11 protein-coding genes are annotated in these 15,950 nt (G+C 40.3%); 3 read left to right on the top strand and 8 right to left on the bottom strand.

Features of this window, described 5'->3' with window-relative positions; genetic code table 11:
• Positions 1-124: 124 nt before the first annotated feature.
• The gene (locus K5Q58_RS17835) at positions 125-1,462 is read right to left on the bottom strand and encodes a HAMP domain-containing sensor histidine kinase (RefSeq protein WP_220755208.1); all 1,338 of its coding nucleotides are present in this window, start codon (positions 1,460-1,462) and stop codon (positions 125-127) included.
• A 2-nt stretch (positions 1,463-1,464) separates the two neighbouring features.
• Positions 1,465-2,139 carry a response regulator transcription factor gene (locus tag K5Q58_RS17830; RefSeq protein WP_220755207.1) on the bottom strand — a complete coding sequence of 225 codons (675 nt, stop codon included), beginning with the start codon at positions 2,137-2,139 and terminating at the stop codon, positions 1,465-1,467.
• A gap of 130 nt (positions 2,140-2,269) precedes the next feature.
• Between K5Q58_RS17830 and K5Q58_RS17825 the strand changes: the two genes are divergently transcribed.
• The 3 genes from K5Q58_RS17825 to K5Q58_RS17815 are packed head-to-tail and all read left to right on the top strand — an operon-like array spanning position 2,270 to position 5,408.
• On the top strand, positions 2,270-3,439 hold the full coding sequence (locus tag K5Q58_RS17825) for a glycosyltransferase family 2 protein (protein ID WP_220755206.1): 1,170 nt from the start codon (positions 2,270-2,272) through the stop codon (positions 3,437-3,439).
• Positions 3,436-4,914 carry a phospholipid carrier-dependent glycosyltransferase gene (locus tag K5Q58_RS17820; protein WP_220755205.1) on the top strand — a complete coding sequence of 493 codons (1,479 nt, stop codon included), beginning with the start codon at positions 3,436-3,438 and terminating at the stop codon, positions 4,912-4,914. Before K5Q58_RS17825 ends, K5Q58_RS17820 begins: the two co-directional genes overlap by 4 nt.
• A complete protein-coding gene (locus K5Q58_RS17815; RefSeq protein WP_259651383.1) occupies positions 4,914-5,408 on the top strand; it encodes a GtrA family protein in 495 nt (164 codons plus the stop codon). The genes K5Q58_RS17820 and K5Q58_RS17815 overlap by 1 nt, the downstream gene beginning before the upstream one ends.
• Positions 5,409-5,614: 206 nt before the next feature.
• Here the strand turns inward: K5Q58_RS17815 and K5Q58_RS17810 are convergent, their stop codons facing one another.
• The 6 genes from K5Q58_RS17810 to K5Q58_RS17785 all read right to left on the bottom strand — a co-directional run bounded on the left by K5Q58_RS17810 (position 5,615) and on the right by K5Q58_RS17785 (position 15,785).
• Positions 5,615-7,849, bottom strand: a complete 2,235-nt coding sequence (locus tag K5Q58_RS17810) for a cation:dicarboxylate symporter family transporter (RefSeq protein ID WP_220755203.1) — start codon at positions 7,847-7,849, stop codon at positions 5,615-5,617.
• Between the two features lie 33 nt (positions 7,850-7,882).
• Positions 7,883-9,040: an N-acetyl-alpha-D-glucosaminyl L-malate synthase BshA gene (gene bshA, locus K5Q58_RS17805; protein WP_259651382.1), complete on the bottom strand. Its 1,158-nt coding sequence runs from the start codon at positions 9,038-9,040 to the stop codon at positions 7,883-7,885.
• 369 nt (positions 9,041-9,409) lie between these two features.
• On the bottom strand, positions 9,410-11,578 hold the full coding sequence (locus tag K5Q58_RS17800) for a cation:dicarboxylate symporter family transporter (RefSeq protein ID WP_220755202.1): 2,169 nt from the start codon (positions 11,576-11,578) through the stop codon (positions 9,410-9,412).
• 383 nt (positions 11,579-11,961) lie between these two features.
• Complete coding sequence (locus tag K5Q58_RS17795) at positions 11,962-12,894, bottom strand: dihydroorotate oxidase (RefSeq protein ID WP_220755201.1); 933 nt, start codon at positions 12,892-12,894, stop codon at positions 11,962-11,964.
• Positions 12,895-13,142: 248 nt separating this feature from the next.
• Complete coding sequence (locus K5Q58_RS17790; protein ID WP_220755200.1) at positions 13,143-13,874, bottom strand: oxidative stress defense protein; 732 nt, start codon at positions 13,872-13,874, stop codon at positions 13,143-13,145.
• A gap of 255 nt (positions 13,875-14,129) precedes the next feature.
• Positions 14,130-15,785 (bottom strand): amidohydrolase, encoded by a 1,656-nt coding sequence (locus tag K5Q58_RS17785; RefSeq protein WP_220755199.1) that lies wholly within the window; start codon positions 15,783-15,785, stop codon positions 14,130-14,132.
• Positions 15,786-15,950 lie beyond the last annotated feature (165 nt).

The raw sequence follows: 15,950 nt of genomic DNA, 5'->3' as shown, positions 1-15,950 counted from the left end.
AAGTTATGAGTGAATCAGCCTTTGTATCAGTTATGGTTGTAAGTATTAAAGGTATTTAGCTTAGTCAATTTATCTAGGTGCTTATTCTAGACTCTTATTTAAGTACCTAAGATAAGTACTTAATCTAATTATTTATCTTAGGTAAGCTGAGTGTAGCAATACAGCCTTTGGGCTGATTTTCCTCAAGGTTAAATAGCCAATTGTAGCGCTGACATAAGGTATCGATGATTACCAGTCCCAAACCATGACCTGCTAACTCAGTTCCTTGATGGCCTTTTTCTACTTCAGACAACCCTTGGCCATTATCTTCGATAACAATTCGATCGTCGAAAATACTAACCTTAATCCAACTTACTTCCTCTGCGGGCAAATTCTCGCTGCGGGCGTTAATGGCATTGTTAATTAGATTGGTTAACAGCATTTTTACCACCGCAGAATTAGGTTGTACTGTCGGTGTGCCATGCCAATTCATTATCACTTCAATGTCTTGTTGTTTAGCCTGATTAAGCGTTGTTTCAAGTGTTTGAGCTAATTCTAGCTCTGTTAATTGCCTCGGCGGGTTCGCATTAGCTGACTTTTCTTGTTTAACGATATTAAGTAACGCCTCGACCGTGTTTTGCATGTCTTGAGCTGCGCGGGTTATGCGCTCTCTTTGACGTAGCTGAAAATCTGCATCGGGCTTTTGGGCAAGCAGTTTTACAGAGCCTAAAACGATACTCAGTGGCGTACGCAATTCATGGCTGGCATACCTTGCAAATGCTTGCTCCTGTTTAATTAAAGTTTCAATTTGCTGGCGATAGTGGTTAAGACTATCAGTGAGAATACCAAATTCCTTAGTAGCGCTTTGGCTAACAGTAAACTCTGTTGGCGGTGAAGCTTGTCCAAGTTGCATACTTAATTGGTTAATTGGTGCGATTAAACGCCTAAAAAGTTTAAAAATAGCAAAACTAAATAACAGGATTAATCCGAACGTAAACACGATGATAAATCCACTTATTCCATTCCATTGTTCTTTGCTTAATTCAATATTTTCAGCTGGCATGGTGATAAACAGCTGAGTCATGCGGCCATTTAAAACAAATTCAGAACGATATAAAAATAACTCATCTGAGTCGTCATTAATCTCGCCATTAAAACCAAGTGGGTAATTTTGTAATTCACCGTAATTTGACGGAATAAAGTCAGTACTGTGAAATGCGGTTATGTTGGGCGGCAAGACTAATGGCTCGGGCGTACCATTTCGAAACTGTTTAATGACGTAAGGTGCGCTGTCTCGCAGATTATTTAAACTTACTTCATCTTCAACCCATTGCAACATGAAGATCATCATCAGGTAAATTAAGCCTGATGCCAGTACACCGATTAATACAAAGTACAGTGTCAGACGCCCTACAAAAGAGTGAGTTGAACTATTACTGGTTGTAGCATGGGATACTTGTGTTGCTAACCTTTCTGCAGCCAATGTTATTCTCCTTGGTCTAAACGTAAACCCACTTTAGGGATCGTTACTAACATAGGTTGCTCAAACGGTTTATCAAGCTGATTTCTCAATTGATAAACATGACTTCGAAGAATGTCTTGTCCGGGAGGATGTTGGCCCCAGATTTCTTCAATCAGTTGTTCGCGAGTGACCACGTTTGGCGCATTTTTGATTAACAATAATAAGATTTGGTAAGTCGTTGGCGTTAATGGGAGCTTCATGCCACGGCGTTTAACTTGATGGCGTGCGATGTCTAACTCAAGTTCACCAAAACGCAATGTCGCTTGTGCCACTTTCCCGCGATGCCTTTTTATTAAAGCTTTAATGCGGGCATCCAGTTCATCTAAATCGAAAGGTTTGCCTAGGTAGTCATCTGCGCCACTGTCAAAACCTGTCATTAAGTCGGCTTTATTATCTAATGCTGTCAGCATTAATACTGGAGTGGTGCAGCCTTGTTCTCGTAAAGTGCGGCATAAGCTTAAGCCATCCAATTTAGGTAGCATGAGATCTAAAATAATAGCGTCAAAGTCTTCGGTAAGTGCGAGGCTTAATCCAAGCTCACCATTAGTGGCGTAATCAAGGTCAGCATCTTGAGCCTCAAAAAAGTCTCCCAAAATACCTGCAACATCGTGGTTATCTTCGATGATTAGTAATTTCATGTGCTGCGATTAGTCCTTGTGTGTTGATGCCTATATTGTCGCAAGTTTTTTGTCGAAAAAATGTCAATGACATTTCTTACACCGCTTATCCTTCAGGATGTTGGCATATTTTATTCTGAAGGAATAGTTAATGCGTCATTCAAATAACCTTAACCAACGAACAGAAATTTGTCTTTCGATAATTATCCCAATGTTCAATGAATCACAAAGTATCGATGTGTTGATGTCGAGGCTTAACTCTGTTGTCTCAACAATCAATGATCATTGTGAACTGGTATTTGTTGATGATGGTAGCACTGACAATACATGGGATTTGCTGCAGAAATTGAGCTTAAGTCATTGCGAACACCAATGCATAAAACTAAGCCGAAATTTTGGTAAAGAAGCGGCTATGTCAGCAGGGCTTGCTCAAGCGCGCGGGTTAGCCGTTATATTGCTTGATGCAGACTTACAAGATCCGCCAGAACTTATCCCACAAATGCTGCAAGCATGGCGGTCAGGCTTTGAAGTAGTCAACATGCGTCGTAAAAAACGCCTTGGAGAAACTTGGTTTAAACGTTTTTCTGCTGCCAGTTTTTATCGCTTAATGAACTGGATGTCTGATTCACCTGTTCCCGAGAATGTCGGCGACTTTAGACTGTTAAGCAGACAAGTTGTCGATCACATTAATGCTATGCCTGAACGTAACCGATTTATGAAAGGCATTTTAAGTTGGCCTGGTTTTACGCAAACCACCATAGAGTTTGACCGCGACCCTCGCTGTGTCGGTGAAACAAAGTGGAATTACGGTAAGTTAGTGGGCTTAGCAATGGATGGGATTACTTCGTTTAGCTTTAAACCACTGCGCTTAGCAACATGGTTTGGTGTCAGCATTGGCATGAGTGCATTTACCTATGGCATTTGGGTTGTGATTAAAACCTTAGTTTATGGCGAAGCTGTTGCTGGATATGCATCAATGATGGTGGTGCAACTGTTTTTAGCGGGCATTCAATTACTGGCATTAGGTTTGATTGGCGAATACTTAGGGCGCGTTTTTATGGAGGTAAAACAGCGACCTGTATTTATCGTTGAAGATGTTTATCACCAGCAAAGTGTGCCGCATACCGTGGTGAAATTTAAGCAGACAGCTAATGCTAAAAAGTCATCCAATACTAAAGAGTCAGCGAAGACAGTCCAACAAGCTGTATATCAGCAGCAAAAAGCGGTTGTAGATCAAAGCATTTTATTTAGTCGAAAAAATCAATTTGTTCAACCAAAAAGCTTTAGTCAATATCAATTTAGCTTGGAAAACGTCAAATGAAGTCAAAGTTATTATCAGCGCAATATTATCCTCATATTTTAATGCTACTTGTAAGTGCATTAGTGATTCGCTTGGTTTCATTGGCTTTGTATCCACTGATGGATACCACCGAAGCTCGCTATGGTGAAATGGCGCGATTGATGTCAGAAACAGGTAATTGGCTCACTCCGCAATTTGATTACGGTATACCGTTTTGGGGCAAACCCCCGTTGCAAAATTGGTTAAGTGCAAGCTTCATAGAACTGTTTGCAAATAATGAATTCTTTTTAAGGTTGCCGCATTTTTTAGTGGGTCTGTTGGTTTTATGTTTAGTGGTGAAGCTGGCCAAGCAATTCGCTATTAATGGCTTAACGGTTGCTACAATTTTGACTACCACCACCGTTTTTTACGTTTGCATGGGCACAGTAATGACCGACATGGGGTTATTACTGGGGTTAACGCTAGCATTGGTAGGGTTTTACTTAGCTTGGCAAGGGCAATATTTGTGGGGTTATGCAGGTTTTGTTGGTCTCGCTATCGGGTTAATGGCCAAAGGGCCTGTAGCCGTCGCGATATTTGGTATTGCGACTTACTTGTGGATGGTTTGGGCTGTTGGCCCAGTCAAAATGTGGCGCCAATTGTGGCAGCGGGTGCCTTTGCTATCAGGGTTAATGCTATTACTGGCGCTGACTCTGCCTTGGTATGTTATGGCTGAACAAGCGACTCCAGGTTTTATCCAATACTTTATTGTAGGGGAGCATTGGTCTCGCTTTGTGGACAGTGGTTGGGAAGGGGACTTATATGGCACTGCACATGATGAAGTGCGCGGCACCATTTGGATTTATTTTGCAGTTGCGTGCGTACCTTGGTCAATATTCATCCCTCGCGGTTTGTATCGTATTTATCAAAATATTAATTCAACGAAAGTGGCTTATGCTAAAGCAGCATGCGCATCAGTGACCTTTGTTGAAGAAGAGCAAGAGGATGGTGAAAATAAAGGCTTTGATGACTTCACCAAGTTTTTACTATGTTGGATGGCTGCGCCGCTAATTTTATTTACTTTTGCTGGTAACATTTTACCTGCCTACGTATTACCAGCGTCGCCCGCACTGGCTTTATTAATTGCTTATGCTTGGCGAAATGCATCGATTAACCGCTTCATGATAATTGCGAACAGCATTCCTTTATTGTTGGTTATTGCGTTAGTAGTGCTAAATTCTGGGGTGAGTAAAGACAAAAGTGACAAATGGTTATTGAGCCAAAGAGTGTATGATTTGCCAGTATATTATTGGCTTAAACAGCCTTTCTCTTCAAGGTATTACAGCGAAGGTAAAGCGGTAATTGTCAACGATGAGCAGCAACTAGATCAGTTAAATCAGCAACCTTATTATATTGTTGTCAGCAAACATCAACTCACCGAACAAGGAAGCTTTGGTAGTTGTTATCTTGAGTCTGAAACTCGCAGTAAGGTGCTGATGCTGTGTGGTGAAAACTGATGCCGCAAGTGAGTTTGTTAAGGCGATCCAATAGGCTTCAATATCTGTTTACTCAGCATTTTCGTTTTAATACCTTTAGTTGCTTTTTATTGGTTGGAGGGGCGAGCTTTGTAGTGGATTTAACCGTTTATTTAATACTGTTAAATTGGGCTCAATGGGAGGCGATGATTGCACGGGGAGCGGCTTTTACTGTGGGATTGAGTTTAACTTGGTTAGGACATCGAAAGTTTACATTTCGCCATCGAAAGCAGCGCCAAACCCAAGAGCAAATATTATGGGTTATCTTGATAGCAGGTATTGCTGCTATAGCTAACTTAATTGGGTTTCAAATTGCTAGAGACTGGCTGCTTACTGTTACGCCTTTAGCAGCATTTTCTACACTAACTCAATCAGTCACTGCTGAAGTGTTAAGTCTATCGTTTGGAGTATTAATTGGGTTGGTTGTGAATTGGCTAGGCTCGAACTATCTTACTTTTAAAGCACAACCTCAGTGAGGATGAAATGGCATATATTCAATACCGTTGCTATTTACAGCAATTGATTTTTAACACGGCATTAGTTCATTACTATTCGTTAATAAAATAGCCGTACGTGTAGTGAGTTCTCACTCACTTGCTCATAGTCAATAAAAACAATGAGGTATAAAAAACCTTACTCACTGAGTAAGGTTTTTGGTTTCTAATTACTCACTTTACGAATATTACTCAATCCAGTGCAGTACATCTTTAGCCACTGACCAGCGCGGCTGTTTCGGTTGGGCGTTTTCGCCTAATATCCAATAACTATACAAAGTATCAATATAACCAGAGGATTGTTGAATCGATAACCAGCTGTTTAAAAAGACATGCAGAGAGTGATTACCTTTGGCTACAGCATAAGATGCCGGGAAGGATTTAATCTCTTCACGGTTATAAAGCGTGGTGTATTCGGGATATAAAATGGTCCACGTTTGTCCGGCTTCTAAACTGATCAGTAGCCCATCCCATGACTTACCATCATCTTCAAAGAAGATTTTATCTGAATCTATTGAGGTAAATTCGATATTATCAAACTTCTCCTCTAGGTGAGGGATAATTGAATAATCACCTACCGAAGCGACTCGAATTTTTTCAGCTTGATGGATTAACTCATCGTTTTGAAATTCGTCCGCTCGATAATCTTTTACTACAAATGAGTAATGTAGGTTCAATACTGGGTTGGTAAAGTCGACAAAGCCAATACGGGTGGTGGTCATCTGTAAACCAGAAACCGTAATATCAAATAATCCGCTGTTAATCGACGCTAATACATTCTCGCTGGTGTAGGGAATAAAGGCGATTTTAAGCCCTAGTTCGGCAGCGAGTTTTTTCATTAATTCAATATCAAAGCCGACTAATTGCTTTTGGGCATTAAAAAAGGAGAAGGGAACTTGCACTGTGTTGTAACCCACTCTTAGCATACCGCTTTGTTTAATTTGTTCTATAGTGCGCGGTCCATTAACTTCTAATTCTTCAGACCAATTAAAGGTGGTGACTTCTTCTGGCACTTCAGCAGCAGAACTCATGTGGGCGACCACTTTATCCATGTTGTATTCAGTGTCGACGATGTTATTTAGCAGCCAACTTGTGGCTAATAGCGTGACACCAAAAACCACAGGCGTGATAGCGCTGCATAAAATAAGACGTTTCATACTGACTTTGGCAATACCTGCCAACATAGCCGTGCCACCAATGGCTAAAATAAAGATATTCATTGCCGCTAGTAGTGAAGTAAATCGGCTGGTAAATAAGCTAGAAACCATATAAAGCTGAAATAAATCAGATGATAGCTCTAATGAGTCCAGTAACATTGGAATCGTTAAATAAACACTGCCGAACAAACTAATTAGCCCGTTTACAGACATCGGGAAGTAACTGAGGAAATCGAGCTCTTTACCTGAAAACCATGCGGCGAAAAGCACGAATACAATCGTGAGCAACTTACCTAAATTCGGGAAGCTAAAAACCACAGGTATGATGATGTTGGCGTAGTCATCAGTTTGCGAATCGCCAATTTTATATTTGTGGAACAGCTCCTTAGTGCGTTGAATAAGCAGCGGTAAAATAATGAAAATATTACCTGCAGCAAAGGCGGTAATCATCGCATCTTTGGCGATACCAGTAATATCTCGATAGGAGAATGGGGTAATAACCATGATGATCACGGGCAGCACCCAATAGGTTAGAATAATAGTCATCACCACATGGGCAACAAAGTAGACCTGTAGTTTTTGAAATTCATCAAAATCCATGGTGCCAGCTGTTGCAGCGGTCATTGCAAAAATCCCTATAGGCATCAGCATCACAATACTTTGTGTCACCTTATTAAAAGACTCCCCGAGTAATTGCAGTGGGCGCATCAGCGACTCTTTGTCTTTAATCGAAATAAGTGCAATACCTGTCGCGACACAAAATAAAACAATGGCTGGTATATAGCTATTTGATAGCGAAAAGAATGGGTTAGAAGGAATGTATAAGTCGAGTAAGTTAACTGAATTTGGATCTTGAAGTGCAGTTAAACTGAAAAACTCGCCAGCTTGCCAATCAGGAAAGGTGTATTTAATCAAATACATGCTAAGTAAGCCAAATAGCCAAATAACCAACATCAATTTACCAACTTTAACCCCTAATGATTTGGCTTGTTCTAAGGTTAAACTGCCTAAACTGGAAATTAACGATACGATAATATAAGGGATAATGGTCATCTGTAGTAGCTTGATAAAAGCGTCGCCTATTACAGACATCCAAGCCAGCATTTCACCGAAAAATAACCCAGCAATAATCCCGCCAGCAAAAGAGATTAATACCCAGCTCGACATACTGAGTTTTTTCTTTTTCGGCTCAGTTTGCGGCGGTTGTGTGTTCGCTTGCTCGTTTACGCCTTCCGATTTATCAGTCCCTGCATTGGCCGTTGCCATATGAATCCTTTTATATTTGTTTTTGAATTTTATCTAACAAGCGGTGGCGCTTTGTCCATGAATCGCCAGAGTTTGATGGTAACAATCAAGGTATTGATTAATTTTAACTTCAGCATTGAATTGGCTCATTGCTCGCGTTCTACCAGCTTGGCCTAATTGATGTTGATAATCGGAGTTGGCAAGAATATGACTGATAGCGACAGCCATACCGTTGGCATCTTCTGGTGGGAGCATAAAGCCTGTGACCGCTTCATCAACGACTTCAGGTATACCGTCAACATTGCTACTAACGGTTGGCACTCCGCAAGCCATCGCTTCTAGAATGACCATGCAAAACGATTCGCGGTAACTTGGCTGAATTAAACAATCTGCATTGGCAATAAAGCGTTCAACGTTTTTAACTGAGCCTGTAAAAGTGACTTTATCAAGTATATTTAGTTGCTGACATTGGGTTCTAATTTTATCAATATCAGGTCCGCTCCCGACCAAAACAAGCCTAACCTTTTCATCACAACTTAATTGGCTAAAAGCGTTAACCACCGTCTGGGTATTCTTTAATGCTCTGAAGTTTGAAACATGCATTAAGATCTTTTCGTCATCTGCTGCAAGGGATTGGCGGAGTGTTTTATCGATTAATGCAGGGGTGAAATCATCAGTATCAATAAAATTGTGTACGACATTGATGGGCTGATTAACCTCAAATTCTTGTTGAATATATTGGCGCTGAAAATTCGATACTGTGGTGATCAGGGTGCTTTGGTTCATGCTAAAGGTGTTAAGCCTTTTAATCGCGTCATCCTGTCCGACAATCGTGACATCAGTGCCGTGAATCGTGGTCACGATAGGGAAAGAGTATTTGCAGATATTACTGGCTAAAAAAGCACATAAAGAATGCGGAATGGAATAATGGGCGTGAACCAAGTCCAATTGGTATTGCTCAACAACTTCGACAATTTTAGCGGTTAAAGAATAGGTATGTAATGGCCCTTCAAATAGTGGATAGTTAACTTCATCGACTTCATGAAAGTAGATGTTCTCATGCTGGCTTATCAGCTTAAAAGGGCGTTTATGGGCAATAAAATGCACTTTGTGACCAAGGCTTGCCAGACCAATGCCTAACTGCGTTGCCACTAATCCTGAGCCACCAATGCTTGGATGGCAAACTATCCCGATACATAACTTATTCATCATTACTAACTAGTATCCTTACTAATTTGAGGGTAAAACATGAACTGATATTGATGAAAATTGAGTTTATAAAATATGAACTTAACTAATTATTTTTAGGCTAAGTTAATGAGTTTTGCAAACTTTTATCGTTATCAATTAGTCGTGTTCATGAAACAGAATGATAATAAATGTGCCATTTGAGCTGAAAGTCATAACTTTGTACTGTAAACAGGCAATATGACAATTTAACTTAATGGAAAAGGTCACAATGGTAGGGAGTTAGATAGGGATATAAAAAGCCTAATGAGATTAATTTCATTAGGCTTATAGGTGGTTTTTATAAGGACTTTTTATAAGGACTTTGTATAAGGCCCTTTATAAGGGCTGGGCCTAATCAACCCAATGTAAAACGTCTCGAATAATTGACCAGCGTGGTTGAGGCGTTGTTGCGCCTTTACCCAACATCCAATAATCATAAAACTCTTGCTGGTGACCATCGACTTTACGCAGTTTTTGCCAATTATTAATATAGTTCAGTAATGACTGGTTTGACTGAGCCACCGCATACGCCACAGGATAACGATTTTTACCTTCTAAAATGGCAATGCCGTATCCCGGGAAAAATAGCGTCCAAGCGGAGCCTGCTTCAGCGCTGATGACAACCGCATCATATTTATCTTTTTTCTGTCTGAAGAAGTCTTTATAGCCCTCAATTTTGACAAAAGTGAGGTGAGGCAACAGCTTTTTAGCCTCTTTAATTTTGTCGTCATGTTCTACATAAGCCACAGTGACATTTTCCATGGCCAATAAAGACTCATTGGTTTTAAAGCTATTGACGCGATGATCTTTCGTGGCAATCGCAATATTAAGCTCAAGCACTGGGTCGCTATAACTTAAGCGATCCATTTGCTTGATATCCATTGCTAGTCCCGACATTGCCACATCAAAAAAACCAGCTTGTAATGACACGGCCAGTTTATCTTTATGAAAAGGAATAAACTCAATATCAACTTTTAAGTCTTCTGCCAGTTTGGTCGCCATTGCTGAGTCGAATCCGACCAATTGACCTGAATTATTGTAATAGCTAAACGGCACGTTACTTGGAATATAGCCAACCCTTAGCACGCCACGTTTGCGAATACTTTGCACATCAGCAATAGGCTGCGAAGGTGTTTTACCTACTTCAGGAAATTGGCGATTCACTTTAGTGGGGACTTTATCTGCCACTTTCATATTGGCTATCACGCCACTGGTGATCTCTGGACTGGTAATAAATAACCCCATTCCAACTCGACATACCAATATCGTGACTACTGTACTGGCTAACAGGCCGCCAAACATTTTAATTAACTGCGGAGCTCGAATCTTAAGGCTGCCTTGGAATAGGCAAACGGTGAGTAATGTCAGTGCGAATAGGTTCATGACCGCTGCGATAGAATTAAACTTACCCGTAATGAAGCCTGACATAACAAACAGCTGGAATAAGTCAGAAGGTAAATGAACCAAATCGAGCATAAATGGAATAGCGACATAGACACTGCCAAACAGCGATAACAGGCCACTGACCGACAATGAAGGTATAGCGCTTAAATCGACAGGTGTGCCGTTAAACCAACCAGCAAAATAGACAAACAAAATAACGGTAAGTTTACCTATATTAGGGAAGGTAAATGCGATTGGCACAAGGATTTCAATCAGGGTTAAACCATCTTCGCTGAGATTATTATGCTCGCGCATAATCTGTTTACATTCTTCAATGATCACTGGGATCACAATAAAGATGTTACCTGTAGCAAATGCGGTAACTAAGCTGGCCTTGGTTATTCGCACAGTTTGGGCGTAGGTGATAGGTGTTAACGAACAAACAATCCAAGGTAATATGACAAAAGTGAGCAATAAACACAGTACAAAGTAACTGATTAAATACACTTGCATACTGGCAAATTCATCAACGCCCATAGTACCCGCTGCTGCGGCTGACATGGCAAAAATACCAATAGGTAAAACTTTTACTAAGCCTTGGGTAATACGAGAAAAAGTCTCGGTTATGGTATGCATAAACGATAATACTTGCGCTTTGTTATCGCCTTCCATCCCTATTAATGCAAGCCCCATTGCAATACTAAATACCACCATCGCAGGTACGTAACCTGCCGCCATTGACTCAAATGGGTTTGAGGGTATATAAAGCTTAAAGTAATTAATGGGCTCGACGGGCTCAATAATACTGGTGCTGAAAAATGAAGCAGACTCTACAAACGGAAATGATAAAGGCATTAACGCTGTTAGCACTAACCCAACTAGCCATAGCAGCAACATAATGAGTCCAGCACGGCTAAAAATTAATATAGCAGTACTTTTTTGCAGTTTACCGATACCGCCAATCAGCGATACTACAATGTAAGGCAACACGGTCATTTGCATTAACAAGATGACGCCATTACCTATCGTGCTTAGCCAGCCGACTGATTCACCAAAAAAAATGCCCACAGCAAAACCAACAAACATGGCTATTAGCATTTGAGTCGAACTGGTCATCGCAAGTAATTTCTTAAACACGTTTCGTATCCATTTTGTCTGTTTTTATGCTGTTATTGATAGTGGTATCTCAGTGAACCCCATCGCTCCAATCACGCTTTGAGTACCATTTATAATGGTTGTTATAGCTTTGAGGATAATGAACAATAAAGTGATGAAGCTGTTAATTTATTTCAATATTAACAGTCTTGTAATTGATTAGGCATATTTTGTGGAATAATTTTTTAGCCTCACTAAGTTAGCAAGTGCTAATCAATATAAGGTGCTAGAGCTAACTTGATAGTAGTGATAACTGTGATATAGCTTAGGAAGGAATTTAACGCTGGGTTAGCTGAAGTGATGGTGATTAAAAAATAAAGCCAGCACAAATGATGTGTAGGCTTTATCGATGTCATAATTTAACGCTATAGAGGCTTCAATTTACCTTTTGCAGCATTAATGGTTAAGTAACCTTTATTTTGCATGAAGTCAGCAAGCTCTGTTTCAATTCGCTCAAAACAGCTTTCACCTTCTTTTTCAAAACAGGTGGCTATTTGAACCGCATCTGCGCCAGCGAGTAAGTATTCAAACGCATCGATACCAGTTTTAATTCCGCCCACACCAATGATTTGCACATCATCATCGAGTAATTCACGAAAGGCACGGACATTGGCTAAACCAATAGGTTTAATGTAATCACCGCATAAACCACCAAAACCGCCCTTAGGTTTGATAATGGGTTGCTCTGTATAAGGGTCAATCACTAAAGTGTTACCGATAGAGTTAATGCAAGTGATGAATTTAACTGGGTACTTTTTAATGATATTGGCCGCAACAATAAAATGTGACATATCAAAGTAGGGGGCTAACTTAATCCCGATTGGCTTATTGCCTAGCGCTGTAATAGCTGCAAGGGCTTTATCCGTTTGCTCAAAATCATAGGCAACTTGTGCTTTACCTGGGATGTTCGGGCATGAGAAGTTTACTTCAATTAAATCAACATCGCTGTTTTGAAACGCACTGACCATTTCAATATTATCGTCAATACTGAAACCTGAAACGCTCACCACAACAGGTTTGCCTAAGGCTTTTAATTGCGGCACCATTTCTAAATAAGCTTTGTAACCTAAATTAGGCAATCCCATAGATTGGATAGAACCTAAAGGTAAGTTTTGATATCTAGGTTCAGGGTTTCCTTCGCGTGATTCAATCGTGCAAGACTTTGTTACCACAGCAGCTGATGCTGAATGAGCAATAGTGTGCAGTTCATCCCAAGTAGTACATTTAGGGCCAGAGGCATTCATCAAATAGCTGTCTAGCTGTATTCCAGCAATTTGAGTGGATAAATCGATTTTCATGAAGCGTCCTCTTGACTGAATTAGTATGGATAAAACAATACGACCGCTTTGTGGTGATAAGGGCTTATAGAAAGATTCACCGCCAAATTGCGCCATAGTTTATTCAGCAAGACAATAGAGACATTGATTAGAAACAAGAAAAAAGCAAAAGAGATAATAAAATTGTAATAGTGTTAACTAGAGCAAACAAACAAGATGGCCAGCATGGGCTAGGCCACCCTTTAATGTTGTTTAGGTGTGTTTATTAGCTATTTTAAACGATAAATAACCTCAACACGTTCTTGAACGCTGACCTCTCCGTATTGGTAGCTTTTAGCCATATCACTTTCCATAGCACTCATGCGCATCATGACAGGTTGGACTGGTCGTTGAGTTAAGTAACGGATTTCCCACACACCATCAAGTTCACGTTCAAAGCCTTGCGCTAAAGATTGCGCTTTTTGTTTGGCATCTTTAATTGCAGCTTGTCTTGCTTGCTCAACGGCTTTGGTTTCATCTGATGATTTTAGGGCAATATTTTGCACTCGATTAATCCCTTCTTCTAAGGCTGAATCAAGAATGTCATTTAACTTAGCTAAATCTTTAACGCTTACGGTGATGTGCCTACTCGCGTTATAACCTGTTAACTGTTTAGGTTGATTTGATGGGTAGTGATATTGTGGCTGAATGTTTAGGTTAGCACTTTGAATATCTTGCTTATTTACCCCAGCTTGCTCTAAGCGTTTAATAAACTTAACCACTGCTTGATCAACTGCGGTTTTGGCTTCTTTGGCATTATCTTTACTTAAGCTCACTTGTACAGAAACTTCTGCCATATCGGGTGCGATATTGATTTGGCTAGTGCCAACGGTTTCTAAGTGTGGGAAATCATAATTAGCTGCAATGGCAGAATGGGTCGTTAAACCAAAAAGAAGCCCTGATGCAAGCAAGGTAGTTAAGACAGTTTTTTTAAAAGAGTTGGCTTTAAATGAATAAGTCATAAATGCTCCAGCAATAATTGAAAATGATTCGGTGTTATTGCTATAAACGGGAACAAATTTGGAAAGGGTTATTTATTTCATTTTTTATTTTAGTTTTTAAATCATAGATTCATCTAAGGACAAACAAGAGAGGGATGAGCCGACATAAGACTTAGCCTGTCGACTCATATAGGTAACTGTGTTGCCATACCATCTTTTGAATAAGGAATGGTTAATGGATGATTTTTGACTGATTTATGGTAGTTAATGGTTAGCTTAATACACTCGTTGGCCATTCACCCAAGTTTCACTGACCTTGGTTTTCCAAATATCTTCAGCAGGCACCGAAAAAATATCAGACTCGACTAAGATAAAGTCTGCTTTCATTCCAGGTATAAGTTGGCCAATCTCTTTGTCTTGATGAGCTGCAAAAGCGGCATTACTAGTAAAGCTGGCTAAGGCCTCAGTTAATGTCATGCTTTCTTTTCGATACCAGCCATCAAGCGGCTGATTATCATGATCTTGTCTGGTCACCGATGCATGTAAGCCATAAAAAGGGTTTGGCGATTCAATAGGGAAATCAGAGCCCGCAGCAATTACAGCACCAGCATTAATGAGCTTTCTCCACGCATAAGCTCCTTCAATACGAGCGTTGCCAACTCTGTCTACCGCCATGTTTTTATCACTAGTAGCATGGGTTGCCTGCATTGAAGCAATAACATTAAGCTCTGAAAATCGTGAGATGTCACTGAGCTGCAACACTTGAGCATGTTCGATACGGTGACGTAAATGACGGCTTTTGCTGCTGGCAATTAAGGTTTGGTAATGGTCTAGTACAATCTGGTTTGCATGATCGCCAATGGCATGGGTATTAACTTGAAAACCCGCTTTCATGGCCTTATCAATGGTATCGCCAAGGGATTTTTTAGAATATAACAGCAATCCTTTATGGCCCTTTAAGTCGCTATAATCCTCAATTAATGCAGCGCCTCGGCTACCAAGTGCTCCATCGGCAGATATTTTTACACTGCTAATACGCAGTTTGTCAGTATTAATGCGATAAGGTCCAGCAGCCATCAATTCATCAAACTTTGCATCTTCGGCGTCTATCATGGCGTAAACTCGGATTGGTAATTTACTGCGTAAATCCAATGCTTGATACGCAGCTATCGTGTCAGATTGGACCCCTGCATCATGTACGCTGGTTAAGCCAAGTTTAGCTAACGAAATCAATGCCGTTTCTAATACGGTTTGTTGCTCTTCAATCGAAAGCTTTGGGATTTTATTTGTAATTAAACTCATCGCATTATCGATGAATACACCCGTTGGGTTACCATCTGCGCGACGCAGGATTTCACCACCTGCAGGGCTTACTGAATTGCTATTAATGCCTGCGATTTCCATTGCGGCTGTATTTGCCCAGCCTGCATGTCCATCAATTCGTACTAACCAAACTGGTGTATTCGGGAAAACTTTGTCTAACGCATCAGCTGTTGGAAATTGCTTATTTGGCCATAGTACTTGGTTCCAGCCGCGACCTTGCACCCAGTTTAGTGACGATTGTTGCTGTCTAAACTTGTCAACGATACTCACAGCATCTTGCTCTGATTCACTGTCACGAAGTTGGGCTCGCATTAAGCTCAACCCATAACTCAATACATGTCCATGAGCATCAATTAAACCTGGTAACAAAGTGCGCCCTTGGCCATCAATATGTTGAATGTTGGCTTCGGTTTTATAAGGCAGGTTATCTTGCTCGGTATAAATTTTTTCGATGGTATCGTCATTAAATTGCAGCGCTCTGAATTGAACTAAGTTGCCATCTTGAAGGGTATAACCGTGAATGTTACTGATTAATTGGCTTTGGCTAAATGCAGGGAAACTAGCTAAACAGAAACAAGTGATAAGCAGCTTTTTGTAGGTATTTATCATGTTTTTAATCGGTCCATGTTCTTATTGTTTTGTCTTTCTTGTGTCGAACAATATTTAATTTTTGTTGTTGATTTTATGTTAACTGGTTTTTCAAATAAAAACGAGGGGCTAATTAATCGTGAGTTGAACAACTTACGAGCTAGTAGAACGAAAGCAAATAGCTTT

The sequence above is a fragment of the Shewanella sp. KT0246 genome (assembly GCF_019654955.1).
In the GTDB taxonomy this organism is placed as follows: Bacteria; Pseudomonadota; Gammaproteobacteria; order Enterobacterales; family Shewanellaceae; genus Shewanella; species Shewanella goraebulensis.
Note: the sequence above shows the minus strand (reverse complement) of the source record. Positions and strands in the feature narration are given on the sequence as shown.

Excerpts from the sequence above, each read along its gene's own strand:
- bshA (WP_259651382.1), bottom strand. The coding sequence starts at position 9,040 with ATGATGAATAAGTTATGTATCGGGATAGTTTGCCATCCAAGCATTGGT.
- K5Q58_RS17825 (WP_220755206.1), top strand. The coding sequence starts at position 2,270 with ATGCGTCATTCAAATAACCTTAACCAACGAACAGAAATTTGTCTTTCG.
- K5Q58_RS17810 (WP_220755203.1), bottom strand. The coding sequence starts at position 7,849 with ATGGCAACGGCCAATGCAGGGACTGATAAATCGGAAGGCGTAAACGAG.
- K5Q58_RS17785 (WP_220755199.1), bottom strand. The coding sequence starts at position 15,785 with ATGATAAATACCTACAAAAAGCTGCTTATCACTTGTTTCTGTTTAGCT.
- K5Q58_RS17795 (WP_220755201.1), bottom strand. The coding sequence starts at position 12,894 with ATGAAAATCGATTTATCCACTCAAATTGCTGGAATACAGCTAGACAGC.
- K5Q58_RS17830 (WP_220755207.1), bottom strand. The coding sequence starts at position 2,139 with ATGAAATTACTAATCATCGAAGATAACCACGATGTTGCAGGTATTTTG.
- K5Q58_RS17815 (WP_259651383.1), top strand. The coding sequence starts at position 4,914 with ATGCCGCAAGTGAGTTTGTTAAGGCGATCCAATAGGCTTCAATATCTG.
- K5Q58_RS17790 (WP_220755200.1), bottom strand. The coding sequence starts at position 13,874 with ATGACTTATTCATTTAAAGCCAACTCTTTTAAAAAAACTGTCTTAACT.
- K5Q58_RS17820 (WP_220755205.1), top strand. The coding sequence starts at position 3,436 with ATGAAGTCAAAGTTATTATCAGCGCAATATTATCCTCATATTTTAATG.